Source organism: Streptomyces sp. NPDC093065 (assembly GCF_044754585.1).
Lineage (GTDB): Bacteria > Actinomycetota > Actinomycetes > Streptomycetales > Streptomycetaceae > Streptomyces.
The window spans coordinates 1-15,597 of the sequence record NZ_JBIVPJ010000031.1; the positions used below are offsets into that span (position 1 = coordinate 1).

Here is a 15,597-nt window from a genome sequence, read left to right on the forward strand (position 1 = left end):
CCGGCAGCGCCAGCCACGACGGCCTGATCCTCCTGCGCCGCCTCGCCGACCAGACAGCCACCGCCAACGCGGAAGACACCGACCAGGAGGAAGACGCTCTGGAGAAGGGTGACACCCGAGCGTGAAGCATCTCCCGCCGCCGGCGTGAGCGCCCGCGAAATCGTCGGGCGGCGGGACGAGTATTCCGGCTCCGGCGTGCCCTGCCCGCCGGAGGAACGGGCCCACCCGTTGAAGAACGACAGGTGGGTGCAGCACGCCCAGGCCTCAACTCCCCTTCTTGTCCAGTGTGGTGTGCAGGAGGCGGGCACGAGGTGCTCGCGCCTGAGAGGCCGATCGCCGCGCTGCTGCCGCCCACGTCCCTCGTCTCAGGGACCGTCCCACACACAGCAGTGGGACAGAGCCTGGACCCATTTGAGGCCATCGCCATGACCGGTTTGCCGGTACCACCCACTGTTTCCGAGAGAACCAAGCAACCGTGATACTCCCGTTCGACGAGGCCGGTCAGGGCCGGCCCATCGTCCTCCTGCACGCCCGGCCCGCCGACCGCACGATGTGGCGCACTCACCTTCGCCTGCTCGCCGAGGCCGGTGTCCGGGCCATCGCCCTGGATCTGCCGGGCCACGGCGACGCCGCCACGGCCCGGCTCGACGGGGTGACTCCCTGGACCGATGTGCTGGACACGCTCGACCACCTCGGTGTCGACCGTTTCGCCCTTGCGGGGAACTCACTCGGCGCCCTGGTGGCGCTCCAGATCGCCGTCACAGAGCCCCGGCGTGTCCAGGGCCTCGTGTCCATCGGCTTCCGACCGCACGACCTGCCGCCCTCCCCCCGCCTTCGGACCGCGTGGGACAGGGAGCGGGCCGCGTTGGAGGCCGACGACCTCGATGCCGCCGTACAGGCCGGTCTCGACGCGTGGACGTCGCCGAAGGCATCGGACGCCGTGCGCGAGCAGGCCGCCGCCATGATGCGCAACCAACTGGTCGCGCGCGTCACCTACGGCGAGCCGAAAGCGGCGACGGACCCGCTGAGCAAGGACACGGGCGCCCTGCGCGCCCTGCCCTTCCCGACGCTGGTCGGCGTCGGTGAACTCGACATGCCGGACTTCTTCGAAGGCGGAGCGGGCCTGAGCGACGAGCTCGGGGCCGGCGAGATCGTCGTCCTCCCGGACGGCGGGCACCTCGCCCCGATGGAACAGCCCGAAGCCTTCTGCGCCCTGCTGCTCGACTTCGTGGGCCGCCTGCCCGCCTAGTCACTTCGCGACCGCGTGTGGATGCACCCGCCTCATACACGCAATCAACGAAAGGAAACCCCATGGAAACCGTCTACGTGACCTACAAGTCGAACGGCGAGGACTTCCGGTTCGACCGCGACTACTTCGAATCCGAGCACCTCCCGCTGGTCCGCAGGGCCTGGGAAAAGTACGGTCTGGTCTCCAGCACCGCCGTCTACCCGAAGGGTGAGAGCGACATCATCGTCGTGGCGGTGAACGAATTCCGCGACGAGCAGGCCGCGATCGCGGCCTTCGGTTCTCCGGAGAGCGAGGAAGTGATGAACGACATCGCTCGCTACACCGACCTCACCCCCGGCCGTCTCCGCGGTGTCTCCTTCACCTACTGAGCCAAGCACCACGTTTGTGCGCTCGACTGGCCGGCGGGATGGGGCAGATTCTCCCTTTCCCATCCGCCGGCCTGCGATCGGCGGCAGCCGGTCTCGTCCAGGGCTCTTCATCGACACCTCCACTCAGGCACACGACGACGTGTCCGCCGAAACCACGCAGCGTTCCACCGATGCCCTTCCGGCTCCCAGGAAGCAGCGGGCCGGCACGGTCGTTGCCGAGAGCAGGACCAAGAAATGACTTCGACTTCTTCAGCGACAAGTACATCGGCCCGGACATGGCTGGGCGTCGTCACACTGCTGGCCGGCACACTGCTGCCGCCACTGGACTTCTTCATCGTCAATCTCGCCATCCCGTCGATTCAGGACGACCTCGGCGGCGGCGACATCCTGGGCCAGCAGATCGTGGCCAGTTACGCTGCCACCTATGCCGTGATGCTCACTCTCGGCGGCCGTCTGGGCGATCTGTACGGACGGCGGCGAGTCTTTCTCATCGGACTCGTCGGGTTCGCCCTTGCCTCGCTGCTGTGCGGTGCGGCCGGCGAGCCCTGGCTGCTGATCGTCGGACGCATCCTGCAAGGCCTCACCGCCGCGCTGATGGCACCGCAGTCACTGGCCCTCATCCGCGCGAGCCTCGAAGGCCGGGACCAGACGATCGCCCTCGGCTTCCACGGCGCGACCGTCGGACTCGCCGCGGTCATCGGCCAGTCCCTGGGCGGGCTCCTCGTCACCGCTGACATCTGGGGCCTGGGCTGGCGGTCGATCTTCTTCATCAACCTTCCCGTCGCGGCCCTGGGTCTGCTGGGCAGCCTGTTCCTGCACGACCCGCACACCCGGGGTGCGGAGAAACTCGACGCGGTCGGCGCCATCCTGCTCTTCACCGGTCTGGCCGGGATCGTCGTCCCGCTGCTGGAAGGGCAGGCCCTGGGCTGGCCCTGGTGGTGCTTCGTCCTGTTCGTCGTCGCGGCCGGCGTGCTGCACAGGTTCTGGCGCTACGAGTCCGCCCTCGACGGCAACCCCTCCCGCGGACGAGACGTCATGCCCCTGGTGCCGCCCCGGGCCGTCACCGCGCCCGGCGTACGCGTCGCGCTGGTGTCCGTCGCCCTGTTCTACTCCATCGCCGCGTTCTTCCTCATCTTCTCCGAGCACGAGCAGACCGTCGGCCGCACCCCGCTCCAGTCCAGCCTGGACATCCTGCCACTGGGCATCGGCTTCCTGATCGGCCCGCTTACCGTGCCGCACCTCATGCGGATCATGCCGCGCCGCATCGCCGCTCTCGGTCTGCTCCTGGAAACCATCGGGTTCCTCGCCTTCGCCGGACTCGTCGCCGCGTTCGACCAGACCCCGTGGGCCGCCGCGCCCCTGGCGCTCATCGGCTTCGGCCAGGGGCTCGCCCTTCCCTCACTGATCCGCATCACGGTCACCCACATTCCGCGGGCGTTCGCCGGCCTCGCCAGCGGTCTGGTCAACGCCACCCTCCAGATCAGCGCCGCGCTGTCGGTCGCGATCATCGGCGGCATCTTCTACGCCGCCGCCGACGCCTTCGGCTCGACCCACGCCATCACGACGGTGTCCCTCCTCATCGCCGTACTGCTGTTCCTCGGTGCCCTGCTGTCGCTCCGCGCCGAGCGCGTCCCGGCCCTGGAGACACCCGCGAAGATCGTCGGCGCACACGACCCCGACGCAAAGGAAGGAAGGACACTCTCCCCAGTCCGAGAGCAGTAGGGCGACGGCGTGGGCGCCGGCCCGCACGTGTGCCGGCGACGAGACCCAGCGCCACCAAAGGCGCGTAGGTCGCGGTCTGGATCAGTGATGCCTGCAGGGCGAACCCCCGTTCTCCTGGATTGCCCAGGCCGAGCCGGCCGCCAGCATGAGTCTGCCAACGTTGGCGACCAGCTGCGTCACGAACAAGATCCGGAACGCCACATGGGCGAAGGGCGCCGACGTGGAGACACGTGTGGACCCGGGCGGCGGCGCCGCAGCCTTGTCAGGCAGGGCCGGACGGCGGCCCGTCGCCGGCCCGGCTGTCGTCTGAGCATGAAGGGAACCTGCTTCGCGGCTGAGGGCCGTGGTGCCGAAGCCGGCACCGCGCCACCGAGTCGGTGTGACCTTCGACGACCTGGCGGAGTGTTCAGAGAGGCGCGTTGGGGCGGTGCGGTGTGCCGACCGCGCTGTTTCCCGACACCGGATACCTATCTGATGTGGACAACCGTGGACGCGGACCATAGCGTTCGCGCCCATGAAACTGGTGACGGAACCGCGTCTTCGCGACATCATCGAACAGATCACGCCCCATCTGGCCAACGGCAAGGCCCCCGCCGTCAAGCACCCTCCGGTCGAACCCGCCGCGCGGGAGGCTTGGTTCAGCGCGGTCACGCGGGAGCGTGACCGGCAGCAGGCGCAGATCAGCGCGGCGGGTGGCGCGACGCCGAACCTCACGGACGTCGAGGTGAGCGAGGTCCGCATTCCCGTCAGCGGTACCTGCGGATGGTCCGGTTGCCCCGCGTGCACGGCGGGCTCGATCGACGCCATCGTCTACCGCCCCGTCCGGGCAAGCGCGGCCCCGGCCTGTCTGCACTTCCACGGCGGTGGCTTCTGGGTCGGCGGCGGGCTCGACGTCCTGCGGACCAACGCCGCATCGCATGCCGCGCGCGCCCGCGAACTCGGCGTCGTCGTCATCGACGTCGACTACCGGATGGCGCCCACTCACAAGTTCCCGCTCCCAGTCGAGGACTGCTACACAGCATTGACCTGGGTCGCAGACAACGCCGACCAGCTCGGTGTCGACCCGGCCCGACTGGCGGTGAGCGGCGGCAGCGCCGGCGGCAACCTGACCGCGGCGGTGGCCCTGATGAGCCGTGACCGAGGCGGTCCGGCCCTCTCGGCACAGGTGCTCAACATCCCGGTGACCGACAGCAGTTGCAACACCGCCTCGATGCATCTCTTCGCCGAGGGCTACGTCATGACCCGGCAGAACGCCCTGGAGATGTGGGACATGTACCTCGCCTCACCGGTCGACGCACATAATCCCTACGCCTCCCCCATGCACGCGGACAGCCTCCGCGGCCTGCCCCCCACGCTCGTCGTCCTCGGCGACTACGACCTCTTGCGGGACGAAGGCAGCGCCTACGCCCAGCGCCTCGTGGACGAGGGTGTCACCGTGACGATGCGGCGCCTGCCTCAGGCTCACGGCGCCGAACTGCCCGAGAACGGCCCCGAGACCGAGCGCCTCGTCAACGACCTCCTCCGCGCGAACCTGCTGAGAAGCCAGTGACCCCTCACGGTCACGCCTCAGGTGGCACTTCCGGCACAGCCACGCTCCGCTCCCTCAGCGATGAGGCGCCGGGCACCGCCACGGACCCACCAGTCGACAGGCCCACCGGGACAGGCGGCACTCCCTGCCCGACCGTCGGACCACTCATCATTGACTGGCGCGCCCCGCCGACCGGGGGCGCCGGGCAGGCCGACGGGACGGGGTCGTTCAGCACGAGTGGAAGAGCCGCACCGTTACAACTGCGACGGGTCCCACGGAGCTGGGGTCCGACGCCGTCAGCCGCGCACGCTCTGCCTGATCACCTCGGCGACGCGGGTGGCGGCAGGGGAATTGCGGTCCGTCCGACGGAGCAGGAGAAGGTCGACCGTTTCGGGGTCCGCCAGCGGCACATACGTCACCCCTTCCAGGCCGAGGCTCCGCACCGACTGCGGAACCAGTGCCACACCATGACCTGCCGCGACGAACACGACCAACGTCGCCGTCTCACTGACCTCCACCAAGGAAGAGGGCTCGAAGCCGGCACGTCGGCACGCCGCCAGCACCCGGTCGTACATCGAGGAACGTGCCTGCGAGGGATGAATCACGAACGGTTCGCCGGCCAGGTCCCCCAGCGGCAAGACGCGGCGGCTCGCGAACGGATGGTGAGCCGGGAGCACCGCTACGAGGGGCTCGGAACGCAGTGAGGTGACGCGGATGCCCTTGTCGGGCACCGCCTGGCGAACCACCACAAGGTCGTACGTGTCGTCAAGCAGTCCCTCGACCAGACGTGGGGCGAGAACCTCCCCGTGCAAATCCATGGCGACCGCCGGAAGGTGTGCCCTCACCGTACGCGCGACCTGCGGCAGCACGTCGTAGGTCGCCGTTCCGATGAATCCGACGGACACCCGGCCCGCCCGCCCTGCCGCCAGCTCGCGCAGGTGGGAGCGCGCGCGTTCCTCTCCGCCGACGAGTGTCCCGGCGTGGTCGAGGAGCTGGTGACCGGCTTCCGTCAGTTCGACGCGTCGCGTGGTCCGGTTGAACAGGGCGATCCCCAGTTCGGCCTCCAGCTGCTTGATCTGTTGGGAGAGGGCAGGCTGCGCGATGTGCAGACGGGTTGCGGCGCGTCCGAAGTGGCACTCCTCGGCCACGGCGAGGAAGTACCGCAGCTGACGGATCTCCATGCCGCTATTTTAGAGCACAAAGTTATCAATCTATAAGAATTATGTGTTGGACGCGATGAACTGCGTGTTTCTACGGTGACGGGGTGACCGAAAGCTATGTGTATGCCGCAGCAAGAACTCCCTTCGGACGGTACGCGGGTGCCCTTGCCGAGGTGAGGCCGGACGACCTCGCCGCGCAGGCGATCAGCGGTGTCCTCGCCAAGACGCCCGCACTCGATCCGGCAGAGATCGACGACGTCGTCTGGGGCAACGCCAACGGGGCCGGCGAGGACAACCGCAACCTGGGCCGAATGGCCGCCCTGCTGGCGGGCCTTCCCACCTCGGTTCCCGCCACGACGGTGAACCGCCTGTGCGGGTCCTCGCTCGACGCGGCCATCATCGCCTCACGCGCCATCGAGACGGGCGACATGGACATCGTGCTCTGCGGCGGAGCCGAGTCGATGAGCCGGGCTCCCTGGGTCCTGCCCAAGCCCGCGCGGGGTTTCCCCGCCGGGGACGTCACCGCGGTGTCGACCACGCTGGGGTGGCGGCTGGTGAACGAGCGGATGCCGAAGGAGTGGACCGTTTCCCTGGGCGAGGCGAACGAGCGGCTCGCCGAACGCTTCGGCATCCCCCGCGAACGGCAGGACGCCTTCGCGGTACGTTCTCACACGCTGGCCGACCGGGCATGGAGCGCGGGCTTCTACGACGGCCTGGTCGTGCCGGTCCAGACCGGAACCGCCGACGCCGCGGTCCACCGGGACGAGGGGATCCGCCCCGGCGCCACCGTCGAGACGCTTGCCGGGCTCAGGCCCGCTTTCCGGCCCGACGGTGTCATCACGGCCGGCAACGCCTCCCCCCTCAACGACGGTGCGTCGGCCGTGCTGCTCGGTTCCGCCGACGCCTCCACCCGCATCGGCACCCCGCCCCTCGCTCGGATCGCCGGCCGCGCCGCCACCGCCCTCGACCCGCAGATGTTCGGGTTCGCCCCGGTGGAAGCGGCCGACCGCGCACTGAGGAACGCGGGAATCGCCTGGACCGATGTCGCCGCGGTCGAGCTCAACGAGGCGTTCGCCGTGCAGTCCTTGGCCTGCATGGACGCTTGGGGAGTCGACCCGGAGATCGTCAACACCAAGGGCGGCGCCATAGCACTGGGTCACCCCCTGGGCGCCTCGGGGGGCCGGATCCTGGGCACCCTCGCCCATCGGCTGCGCGAGTCCGGCGAGCGCTGGGGTGTCGCGGCCCTGTGCATCGGTGTCGGTCAGGGCCTCGCCGTCGTGCTGGAGAATGTGACAGGGAGCAGGGGATGAGTGCGCAGTTGTGCGGCGACGCGGACGAGGCGGTCGCCGGAATCCAGGACGGCTCCACCGTGCTGGTCGGCGGATTCGGTATGGCCGGCATGCCGGTGGCTCTGATCGACGCGCTCCTCAGACAGGGCGCCGGCGACTTGACCGTGGTGTCGAACAACGCCGGCAACGGTGACACCGGGCTCGCCGCCCTGCTCGCCGCGGGCCGCGTCCGCAAGGTGGTCTGCTCCTTCCCGCGGCAGGCCGACTCCTGGGTGTTCGACGGGCTCTACCGGGCGGGAAAGGTCGAGCTGGAGGTCGTGCCCCAGGGCAATCTCGCCGAACGGATCAGGGCCGCGGGTGCGGGCATCGGAGCCTTCTTCTGTCCCACCGCGGTGGGCACCCTCCTCTCCGAAGGGAAGGAGACCCGGGAGATCGACGGACGCGCCTACGTACTGGAATACCCGATCAAGGGTGATGTGGCGCTCATCGGTGCTCACCGGGCCGACCGCATGGGCAATCTCGTCTACCGCAAGACCGCACGGAACTTCGGACCGGTCATGGCGACCGCGGCGACCACGGTGATCGCACAGGTACGCGAGATCGTCGAGACCGGTGAGATCGATCCGGAAACCGTGGTTACCCCCGGCATCTATGTCGACCACGTGGTACAGGAGGTGGATTGGGCATGAACGCTGCCATGCGCACACCGCGCGAGAAGGCCCCACTGGACAAGCACCAGGTCGCGGCCCTGGTGGCCGGCCAGATCCCCGACGGGGCGTTCGTGAATCTCGGTATAGGCCTGCCGACCCTCGTCGCCGACCACTTGCCGCCGGACTCCGGTGTCGTGCTGCACACGGAGAACGGCATGCTCAACATGGGCCGCGCCGCCCGGGAAGACGAAGTCGACCCGGACCTGACCAACGCCGGCAAGGTACCCGTCACCGAGCTGCCCGGAGCGGCCTACTTCCACCACGCGGACTCCTTCGCCATGATGCGCGGCGGGCACCTGGACCTCTGTGTCCTGGGCGCCTACCAGGTCTCCACCGCGGGTGACCTGGCGAACTGGCACACCGGGGCGCCCGATGCCATACCCGCGGTCGGCGGGGCCATGGATCTCGCGATCGGCGCCAAGCAGGTGTTCGTGGTGATGACACTCTTCACCAGGGACGGCACGCCCAAGCTGGTGCGCGAATGCGGCTATCCCCTTACCGGGCTTCGATGCGTCGACCGTGTCTACACCGACCTGGCGGTGTTCGACATCTCGCCCCGAGCAGTCAGCGTGACGCACACCTTCGGCACCACCTTCGACGAGCTGGCCGCACGGCTGGACATACCGCTGCTGGATGCCACCAAGGAGTGAGGCATACGGCGCTCACCCTGGCGCCGCGGTCGACGCGCGTTCGATCAGGTGGGGACTCTGGGGAACCACGATCCTGCGTGGCTCCCCTCCCGCGGCCATGTCGAGCGCGAGCTCGACCGCCTCTATCCCGAGTTCCTTGACCGGCAGGGCCACGGTCGTGAGCGACGGTGTCAAGAAGCCGGCCAGATCGTCGTCGTGCAGGGAGATGATCGAGAGCTCCTCGGGAACCGCGAATCCCATGGTCTGGGCGGCCGCCAGTGCACCCACTCCCATGGGGAAGGTCGCCGAGAAGATCGCGGTGGGCCGGCCGCCGTCACCGGTCAGCAGCCGCTGCGTACCGCTGAAGCCGGCGGAGTAGTCGCGCCCTTCGAGTGAGACGGTGAGCGCATCGACTCCTGTCGAGCGAATCGCCTCCCTGTACCCGTGCCGGCGCCGGACCATGGTGTCGAGGGAGGGCGGACCGAAGACGCCGCCCACCCGCCGGTGGCCGAGGTCGGCCAGATGCCGCACCGCCAGGGCCGCCGCGTCGCCGTCGCGCAGGACGACACTGGCCTTCACCGACCGCACCTGCCGGTTCAGGAGCACCACCCGGTGCGGCGCCCACTCGGCGAGGCGGCGCAGGGCCTTGTCCTCGATGCGCCCGGAGGCTACGAGCATCGCGTCCACCCGGCCCTGCATCAGCATGTTCGTGATGGTTTCGTGCGGGTCACCGGCCGCGTGCGTCCCCAGGACCAGACCGTAGCCCCGCGCGGCGGCGTGCTCTTCCACGCTCTTCGCGAGGGCGGTGTACATGGGGCTTGTGAAGCCGGGCAGCAACAGTCCCAGTGTGGTCGTGCGCGCATTGCGCAGCCCCCGGGCCGCGACGTTGGCGCGGTACCCCAGCGACTCCGCCGCCGCCAGGATGCGACTGCGCGTTTCGGCCGAGGCGAAGCCCCGCGGATCATCACGCAGAACCCTGGAGACCAGGCTGGTGTGGACACCCGCTGCCGCGGCGACATCCGCCAGCGTGGGCCTTCGCGGTCCGGTCGGCTTACGGTCCGTAGTCATCGTGGCCTCCGTGCGGCTCTATGGCGTCCGGCCTGATGAACTTTTTATATCAAACGATTGACCGCCATGTAACACGCTTCTAGCGTCTGCGGTACCGAATGGCTCGAACCCCTGCCGTGAGGCAGCGAACAGGAGAGATCGCAGTGACTGGGACCAACGCGAGCATCACTCATTTCCAGCGCCCGCCGTCACGGTTCAAGGAGTACAAGGACCGGTACGAAACCATCGACATGGAGCGCACCGACGACGGTGTTCTGACGATGCGGTTCCACACGAACGAAGGCCCTCTTCAGTGGAGCCTGCAGGCTCACTACGAATTCGAGGACGCCTTCGCACAGGTAGGACGAGACCGTGACAATGACGTCATTATTCTGACGGGCACGGGTGACGCCTTCAGCGGCCCCGCGATCGAGCCCGGCAGCCACCCGAACCGCAACAGCATGACCCCTTCGCACTACGACCCGATCCTGTGGGAGGGCAAGCACCTGCTCCCCAACCTCCTCGCGATCGAGGCACCGGTGATCGCCGCGATCAACGGTCCCGCGGTGCGCCACGCCGAGATCCCACTGCTGTCGGACATCGTTCTCGCGACCGACTCGACGTATTTTCAGGACACGGCCCACTTCGCCGGCGGGATGGTCCCCGGAGACGGCATGCACATCATCATGCCCCTGCTCATGGGGCCCACGCGCGGCCGGTACTTCCTGTACACGGGGCAGAAGATCGAGGCGACCGAGGCCAAGGACCTCGGCCTGGTCAACGAGGTCCTTCCCGAGGACCAGCTCCTCGACCGAGCACGGGACCTGGCCGCGGAGCTGCTGAAGCAGCCTCGGCTCGTCCGGCGTTACACACGCACGGTCGTGACCGAGACCCTGCGAGGTCAGATGCACGGCCTGCTCGGTTACGGTCTGGCGCTCGAAGGCCTGGCCCGTATGCGCGAAAGCTGACCGCCCCACCACATCAACGACAGTGCGGACTTGAGATCAGGAGCGGATGATGGCCTCCAATTGGAACAAGTTCTATCGCGGATATGTCGAAGAGCCCAGCCTGGCCGAGGTGGGAGACGGAATTTACGCGTATCTCCACCACGACGGCAGCTGGGGGCTCAACAACTCCGGATTCATCCATTCGGGCCACGAGCTCGCGGTGATCGACACCGCCCTCACCGAAGATCGCACCCGTCTGTTCCGTGAATCGATGACACGCAGGTCCGGCGTCGAAAGTCCTCAGATTCTGATCAATACGCACCATCACAGTGATCACACTTTCGGCAATTCGGTTTTCGACGATGCCTGCATCGTGGCCCACCGCCGCTGCCGGGACGCCGTGGTGAAGCAGGGGCTCAAACCCACGGAGCAGGACCCGATCGTCCCGTGGGGATCTCTGAAGGTCCGCCCCCCTCAGCTCCTCTTCGACGAGAAGCTGGAGCTGTACGTCGGCGATCACCGGGCCGAACTCATCTTCGTCGGCCCGGCACACACCGACAACGACATCGTGGTCTGGCTGCCCGACGCACGCGTTCTGTTCGCCGGAGACGTGCTCTTCCACGACGCGACACCCATCACCCACGGCGGCTCCACCGCCGGATCCGTGCGGGCACTCAACACCATGAAGGCCCTCGAACCGCGCGTCATCGTTCCGGGCCACGGCACGGTCTGCGGTCCGGATGTGCTCGACCAGTGGCTCGGGTACTTCTCCTTCGTCGCCGACACCGCGGCGAAGGCCCTGGACGCCAACCTGTCCGTGCTGGAGGCCGCCCGGCAGCAGGACCTCGGCGAATACGCCGAGTGGCAGCACCCGGAACGCTTCGTGCTGAATCTGCACCGGGCCTACGAGGAACTCAGGTACGGCTCCAAGGCCGTTGTCGACGAAGCCGCGGCATTCGACGACATGCTGCGCCTCGACCCCGCCTCCTACGGCCACCGCATCATCAAGAATCGCGAGGCCTACATCGACCCGTGCTCCCCGGAGCGGGCCGACGCCCCCGGCCGTGGCCCGAAGGCGTGAGAGCCGTGAGTACCACGCCCGGCGATCCCTCGGGGAACGCACTCACCCTTGCGGAGAGCGAACGCGCGCGATGGCCGAAGTACGACGCCTTCGCCTTCATCAGCGGTGGCGCCACGTACCTGGATGACATCGAGCCCGTCGGCACCTTGCACATGGCGGTCGTACGAAGCCCTGTGGCCCGAGGCAGACTGCTCGGCATCGACGTCAGCCAGGCTCTGGCCATGGACGGCGTGGTGGCTGCCGTCGACGGCCACGAGGCCGCCCGGCATCTGGCCCCGATGCCCTATGTCCAAAACCCCGAGGACATCGACGCTCGCACGTTCAGTGTGCCGGCACTCGCGGCCCATGAACTGCGCTGGTCCGGTGAGCCCGTTGCCGTGGTCGTCGCCGAGTCCGCGCCGCTCGCCCGGGCCGCCGCCGCCGTGGTGCGCGTGCGCTACGAGGAACTCCCGCCGATCCTGGACCTCGACGACCTGGGGGAGGATCCCGTTCGCGCCGAGGAGCAGTTCGCCGACCTGGTGCTGGCGGCCAACGACTTCACCCGGGGCGACACCGGCAGCGCGTTCGCGTCGGCACCCCACTCCCTTCGGAGCACCCTGCGGATCGCACGCAGCAGTACGGCACCGATGGAACCGCGCGGCTACCTCGCTTCGTGGGACGCCGACGGGCGCCTGACCGTTCACGCCTCTCATCAGCAGCCCTTCCAACTGCGCTGGGAACTCTCCACCGTGCTGCGGATCCCCGAGGACTCGATTCGCGTCGTCGTACCCCAGGTCGGTGGATCGTTCGGTCTGAAGATGACCGGATTCGCCGAGGAGCCCCTCGTCTGTCTGCTCAGCAAGATGACCGGCCGACCGGTCAAGTTCGTCGAAAGCAGGGCCGAGTGCTTCCTCGGGGGCGGTCGCGAGCAGATCCACCGCGCCGCGGTCGCCTTCGACGACCAGGGCCGTCTCCTCGCCCTGCGCGACCACATCACCATCCCGGTCGGCGCGGCCTCCACTTCGCCCGGCTGGCGCATGGCCTACGTGACGGCGGCCACCTTCCCCAGCGCCTACGACATCCCGGCCGTGGAAATCCGTTCACGCGTCTTTCTGACGAACCAGCCTCCCTGGCACTCCTGCCGCGGCTACGGCAAGGACACCGCCATCGTGGTCATCGAGAGGCTCGTGGACATGGTCGCCGCCCACCTCGGCCTCGACCCCGCCGAGGTACGGCGGCGCAACCTGCTGCCGAGCAGCCGGCTGCCGCACCGCCTGCCGTCGGGGTACCTCATCGACAGCGGTGACTTCGGTGCGCTCCTCGACCGCGCGCTCTCCCTGGCGAACTACCGGCCGGCCAAGGGGACCCGCGTCACGACCCCGGCGGACGACGTGGTCGAAGGCGTGGGCATCGCCTTCGAGATCACTCCGGAGGGCGGAGGCCATCCCGCGGGTCCACTGCGCACGGCAGCACGTCCCACGGCCCCGGCCCCCGAAACCGCCACGGTGTCGGTGAACGCCGCAGGGCGCGTCGAGGTGCGCAGCAGTGTCACCAATCCGGGCGGAGGCAACGACACCTCGCTCGCCCTGCTCGCCGCCGCGGAGTTGGGCACCTCCCGCGCGATGGTCACGGTTGTCCAGGGCGACACCGACCGCGTCCCGCCCGGGACCGGCCATGCCAGCAGCCGGGCGACGGCCGTGGGCGGCGCCGCCGTCGTCCTGGCGGCGCGGGACGTCGCGAGCCGGCTGCGCGTGCGGGCGGCCGAGCTGACCGGTACTCGTCCGGACAGGATCACCTTCGTCGACGGGCGGGTCGAGGCCGACCGGCGTCCCGTCATGACTCTCGCCGACCTCTGCTCCGACCTGCACTCCACCACCGGTGCGGCAGAACTGGTCGCCACCCGCTCGTACACCCCGCGGACGCAGCGGGGTCTCAACGACAGCGAGGAGTACCGCTACACGTACCCGTACGTCTCCAGCGGCGTGTACGTGGCACGGGTGCTCGTCGATCTGGCCACGGGGAAGACCACGATCACCGGCCTGGTCGCGGTGCACGACTGCGGACGCGTCATCAACCCGACGCTCGTGGAGGGCCAGATGCACGGCGCCATGGCCACCGGAGCCGGCCTGGCCCTCTTCGAGGAGAGCCTGTCGGACGATGACGGCAGCCTCCTCACCTCTACTTTCAAGCACTACATGCTGCCCCGTGCCAACGACCTGCCGGGCATGGTCGTCGAGCACATCGAGACGCCGTCACCCAACACCCTGCTCGGCGCCAAAGGAGCCGGTGAGGCAGGAGTGGGCGGCACGATGGCCGCAGTCCTCAACGCCGTGACGAACGCGCTCGGCCCCGGCTGCCCGCCCCCGACGGCACTGCCCCTGACCCCGCCCAGGGTTCTCGACCTGCTCGCCCACGCGCAGAGGGATGTCGAACCGTGAACCGACGGATCATCAGACCACGGAGCGTCGCCGAGGCCACGACCGCGCTCGCGGAAGTGACGGCGAAAGGCGGGCGCGCGCTCGTCGTCGGTGGCGGCACGATCGCTGTTCCGCAACTCACCCGGCGGGAAGTCGATCCCAGCGACATCGTCGACCTGGGCGACCTGGACATCCCTCTCGTGCGGTACGACGAGGACACCGTTCGTCTCGGTCCCGCCGCCAGCTACCAGTCACTGCTCGACACACCAAGTGCCGAGCGGCGTGTGCCCCTTCTCCACATGATGGCCAAGGGAATCACGGGCGGAATCCAGATCCGCACCCAGGGCACGATCGTCGGTTCGCTGGTCTGTGCCCGGCCCTACTCGGACGCGCCGACCGTCCTCGTGGCTCACGCCGCCCAGGTCACGCTCGCCTCGGTGCGCGGCACCCGCACGATGCCGGCCGAGCGGTTCCTCACCGGTCCCGAACGATCAGACCTGTGTCCTGACGAACTGGTCACCGAACTCACCTTCCGGTCCCGTCCCGAGGCCATGGCGCACGGCTACTACAAGCTCAAGTTCGCGGAGTCCTCCTGGCCCGTGGTGACCTGCGCCTGTTGCGTCCTGGCGGACGGAACGGTCGAACTCACCCTCGGCGGCGTCCGAGGTGTGCCCTGGAAGATCCGCCTGCCCGACGGTGTGGCGAACAGTCCGCGGCGGCTGCGGGACACCCTGGAAGACCACATGTCCGCCCTCCCTGGGGACGACTTCTGGGAGGACATCCGAGCGGACCGTGCCTACCGGCGCCGAGTCGCCGCCACCGTGGCATCGCGCGCATCACGACAGGCCCACGCGCGGCTCCCCTCAGGAATGGAGCGACCATGAGCAGTCAGGAAGCCACCCAGAAGGTCACCTTCACCCTCAACGGCGAGTCCACTCGCGCCGAAGTCCACGACGCCGAGACGCTGGTCGACTCCCTGCGCGAGGGCTGTGGCGTCGCCGGTGTGAGGGTGGGCTGCCGCAACGGCGACTGCGGAAGCTGCACGGCCATGGTCGACGATGCCTGCGTCAAGACCTGCCTCATGCTCGCCGGCCGGGCGCACGGGTCCGAGGTCGTCACCCTCGAAGGCCTCGGCAGCCTGTCCCGACCCCACCCGGTGCAGACCGCCTTCATGGAGCACTACGCCTTCCAGTGTGGTTTCTGCCTCCCCGGCATGGTCTTCTCGACGATCAGCCTGCTCGCGCGCACCCCGCACCCGGACGAGGCGGAGATCCGGGACGCGCTGAGCGGAAACCTGTGCCGGTGCACCGGCTACGAAAACATCGTCAAGGCCGTCCGGCACGCCGCGGCGACGCTCGCGGCCGGCGGGCCGGAAGACTCCTGAAACCACCTCCCCTCGAACCTTTCATTTCCGCACAAGAACCGATCGGCGCGTGCTGGACAACCATGCACCCCACAGGAGAAGAAAGCA

General features: G+C 68.7%; 14 protein-coding genes. 12 read left to right on the forward strand and 2 right to left on the reverse strand.

Annotated elements, in window-relative coordinates:
• The first annotated feature begins 475 nt into the window (after positions 1-475).
• The 4 genes from ACIQFU_RS34975 to ACIQFU_RS34990 all read left to right on the forward strand — a co-directional run bounded on the left by ACIQFU_RS34975 (position 476) and on the right by ACIQFU_RS34990 (position 4,888).
• Positions 476-1,249 (forward strand): alpha/beta fold hydrolase, encoded by a 774-nt coding sequence (locus tag ACIQFU_RS34975; RefSeq protein ID WP_402557065.1) that lies wholly within the window; start codon positions 476-478, stop codon positions 1,247-1,249.
• A gap of 62 nt (positions 1,250-1,311) precedes the next feature.
• Positions 1,312-1,617, forward strand: coding sequence for an EthD family reductase (locus tag ACIQFU_RS34980; RefSeq protein ID WP_381609207.1), 306 nt, complete (start codon positions 1,312-1,314; stop codon positions 1,615-1,617).
• Positions 1,618-1,851: 234 nt separating this feature from the next.
• Positions 1,852-3,339, forward strand: a complete 1,488-nt coding sequence (locus ACIQFU_RS34985; protein WP_402557067.1) for an MFS transporter — start codon at positions 1,852-1,854, stop codon at positions 3,337-3,339.
• Positions 3,340-3,853: 514 nt separating this feature from the next.
• A complete protein-coding gene (locus tag ACIQFU_RS34990) occupies positions 3,854-4,888 on the forward strand; it encodes an alpha/beta hydrolase (protein ID WP_402557069.1) in 1,035 nt (344 codons plus the stop codon).
• A gap of 275 nt (positions 4,889-5,163) precedes the next feature.
• On the opposite strand, the gene ACIQFU_RS34995 is transcribed toward ACIQFU_RS34990, so the two are convergent.
• On the reverse strand, positions 5,164-6,048 hold the full coding sequence (locus ACIQFU_RS34995) for a LysR substrate-binding domain-containing protein (protein WP_402557071.1): 885 nt from the start codon (positions 6,046-6,048) through the stop codon (positions 5,164-5,166).
• Between the two features lie 83 nt (positions 6,049-6,131).
• On the opposite strand from ACIQFU_RS34995, the gene ACIQFU_RS35000 reads away from it, so the two are divergent.
• The 3 genes from ACIQFU_RS35000 to ACIQFU_RS35010 are packed head-to-tail and all read left to right on the forward strand — an operon-like array spanning position 6,132 to position 8,676.
• Entirely contained in the window at positions 6,132-7,337 is a 1,206-nt protein-coding gene (locus ACIQFU_RS35000) for a thiolase family protein (protein WP_402557073.1), read from the forward strand.
• The gene (locus tag ACIQFU_RS35005) at positions 7,334-8,005 is read left to right on the forward strand and encodes a 3-oxoacid CoA-transferase subunit A (RefSeq protein ID WP_402557074.1); all 672 of its coding nucleotides are present in this window, start codon (positions 7,334-7,336) and stop codon (positions 8,003-8,005) included. Before ACIQFU_RS35000 ends, ACIQFU_RS35005 begins: the two co-directional genes overlap by 4 nt.
• Positions 8,002-8,676 carry a 3-oxoacid CoA-transferase subunit B gene (locus tag ACIQFU_RS35010; RefSeq protein WP_402557075.1) on the forward strand — a complete coding sequence of 225 codons (675 nt, stop codon included), beginning with the start codon at positions 8,002-8,004 and terminating at the stop codon, positions 8,674-8,676. The genes ACIQFU_RS35005 and ACIQFU_RS35010 overlap by 4 nt, the downstream gene beginning before the upstream one ends.
• Before the next feature lie 12 nt (positions 8,677-8,688).
• Here the strand turns inward: ACIQFU_RS35010 and ACIQFU_RS35015 are convergent, their stop codons facing one another.
• Positions 8,689-9,723, reverse strand: a complete 1,035-nt coding sequence (locus ACIQFU_RS35015) for a LacI family DNA-binding transcriptional regulator (protein WP_398329872.1) — start codon at positions 9,721-9,723, stop codon at positions 8,689-8,691.
• Positions 9,724-9,866: 143 nt separating this feature from the next.
• Between ACIQFU_RS35015 and ACIQFU_RS35020 the strand changes: the two genes are divergently transcribed.
• Genes ACIQFU_RS35020 through ACIQFU_RS35040 form a run of 5 tightly spaced genes read left to right on the forward strand, consistent with a single transcriptional unit; the run spans position 9,867 to position 15,510 of the window.
• Complete coding sequence (locus ACIQFU_RS35020) at positions 9,867-10,670, forward strand: enoyl-CoA hydratase/isomerase family protein (RefSeq protein WP_402557076.1); 804 nt, start codon at positions 9,867-9,869, stop codon at positions 10,668-10,670.
• Positions 10,671-10,716: 46 nt separating this feature from the next.
• Positions 10,717-11,730, forward strand: coding sequence for an MBL fold metallo-hydrolase (locus ACIQFU_RS35025; protein ID WP_402557078.1), 1,014 nt, complete (start codon positions 10,717-10,719; stop codon positions 11,728-11,730).
• A 5-nt stretch (positions 11,731-11,735) separates the two neighbouring features.
• Positions 11,736-14,147 carry a xanthine dehydrogenase family protein molybdopterin-binding subunit gene (locus tag ACIQFU_RS35030; protein ID WP_402557080.1) on the forward strand — a complete coding sequence of 804 codons (2,412 nt, stop codon included), beginning with the start codon at positions 11,736-11,738 and terminating at the stop codon, positions 14,145-14,147.
• Complete coding sequence (locus ACIQFU_RS35035) at positions 14,144-15,010, forward strand: FAD binding domain-containing protein (RefSeq protein WP_402557081.1); 867 nt, start codon at positions 14,144-14,146, stop codon at positions 15,008-15,010. The genes ACIQFU_RS35030 and ACIQFU_RS35035 overlap by 4 nt, the downstream gene beginning before the upstream one ends.
• Positions 15,007-15,510: a (2Fe-2S)-binding protein gene (locus ACIQFU_RS35040; protein ID WP_402557082.1), complete on the forward strand. Its 504-nt coding sequence runs from the start codon at positions 15,007-15,009 to the stop codon at positions 15,508-15,510. The genes ACIQFU_RS35035 and ACIQFU_RS35040 overlap by 4 nt, the downstream gene beginning before the upstream one ends.
• Positions 15,511-15,597 lie beyond the last annotated feature (87 nt).

Excerpts from the sequence above, each read along its gene's own strand:
- ACIQFU_RS34980 (WP_381609207.1), top strand. The coding sequence starts at position 1,312 with ATGGAAACCGTCTACGTGACCTACAAGTCGAACGGCGAGGACTTCCGG.
- ACIQFU_RS34985 (WP_402557067.1), top strand. The coding sequence starts at position 1,852 with ATGACTTCGACTTCTTCAGCGACAAGTACATCGGCCCGGACATGGCTG.
- ACIQFU_RS34990 (WP_402557069.1), top strand. The coding sequence starts at position 3,854 with ATGAAACTGGTGACGGAACCGCGTCTTCGCGACATCATCGAACAGATC.
- ACIQFU_RS34995 (WP_402557071.1), bottom strand. The coding sequence starts at position 6,048 with ATGGAGATCCGTCAGCTGCGGTACTTCCTCGCCGTGGCCGAGGAGTGC.
- ACIQFU_RS35005 (WP_402557074.1), top strand. The coding sequence starts at position 7,334 with ATGAGTGCGCAGTTGTGCGGCGACGCGGACGAGGCGGTCGCCGGAATC.
- ACIQFU_RS35010 (WP_402557075.1), top strand. The coding sequence starts at position 8,002 with ATGAACGCTGCCATGCGCACACCGCGCGAGAAGGCCCCACTGGACAAG.
- ACIQFU_RS35015 (WP_398329872.1), bottom strand. The coding sequence starts at position 9,723 with ATGACTACGGACCGTAAGCCGACCGGACCGCGAAGGCCCACGCTGGCG.
- ACIQFU_RS35025 (WP_402557078.1), top strand. The coding sequence starts at position 10,717 with ATGATGGCCTCCAATTGGAACAAGTTCTATCGCGGATATGTCGAAGAG.
- ACIQFU_RS35040 (WP_402557082.1), top strand. The coding sequence starts at position 15,007 with ATGAGCAGTCAGGAAGCCACCCAGAAGGTCACCTTCACCCTCAACGGC.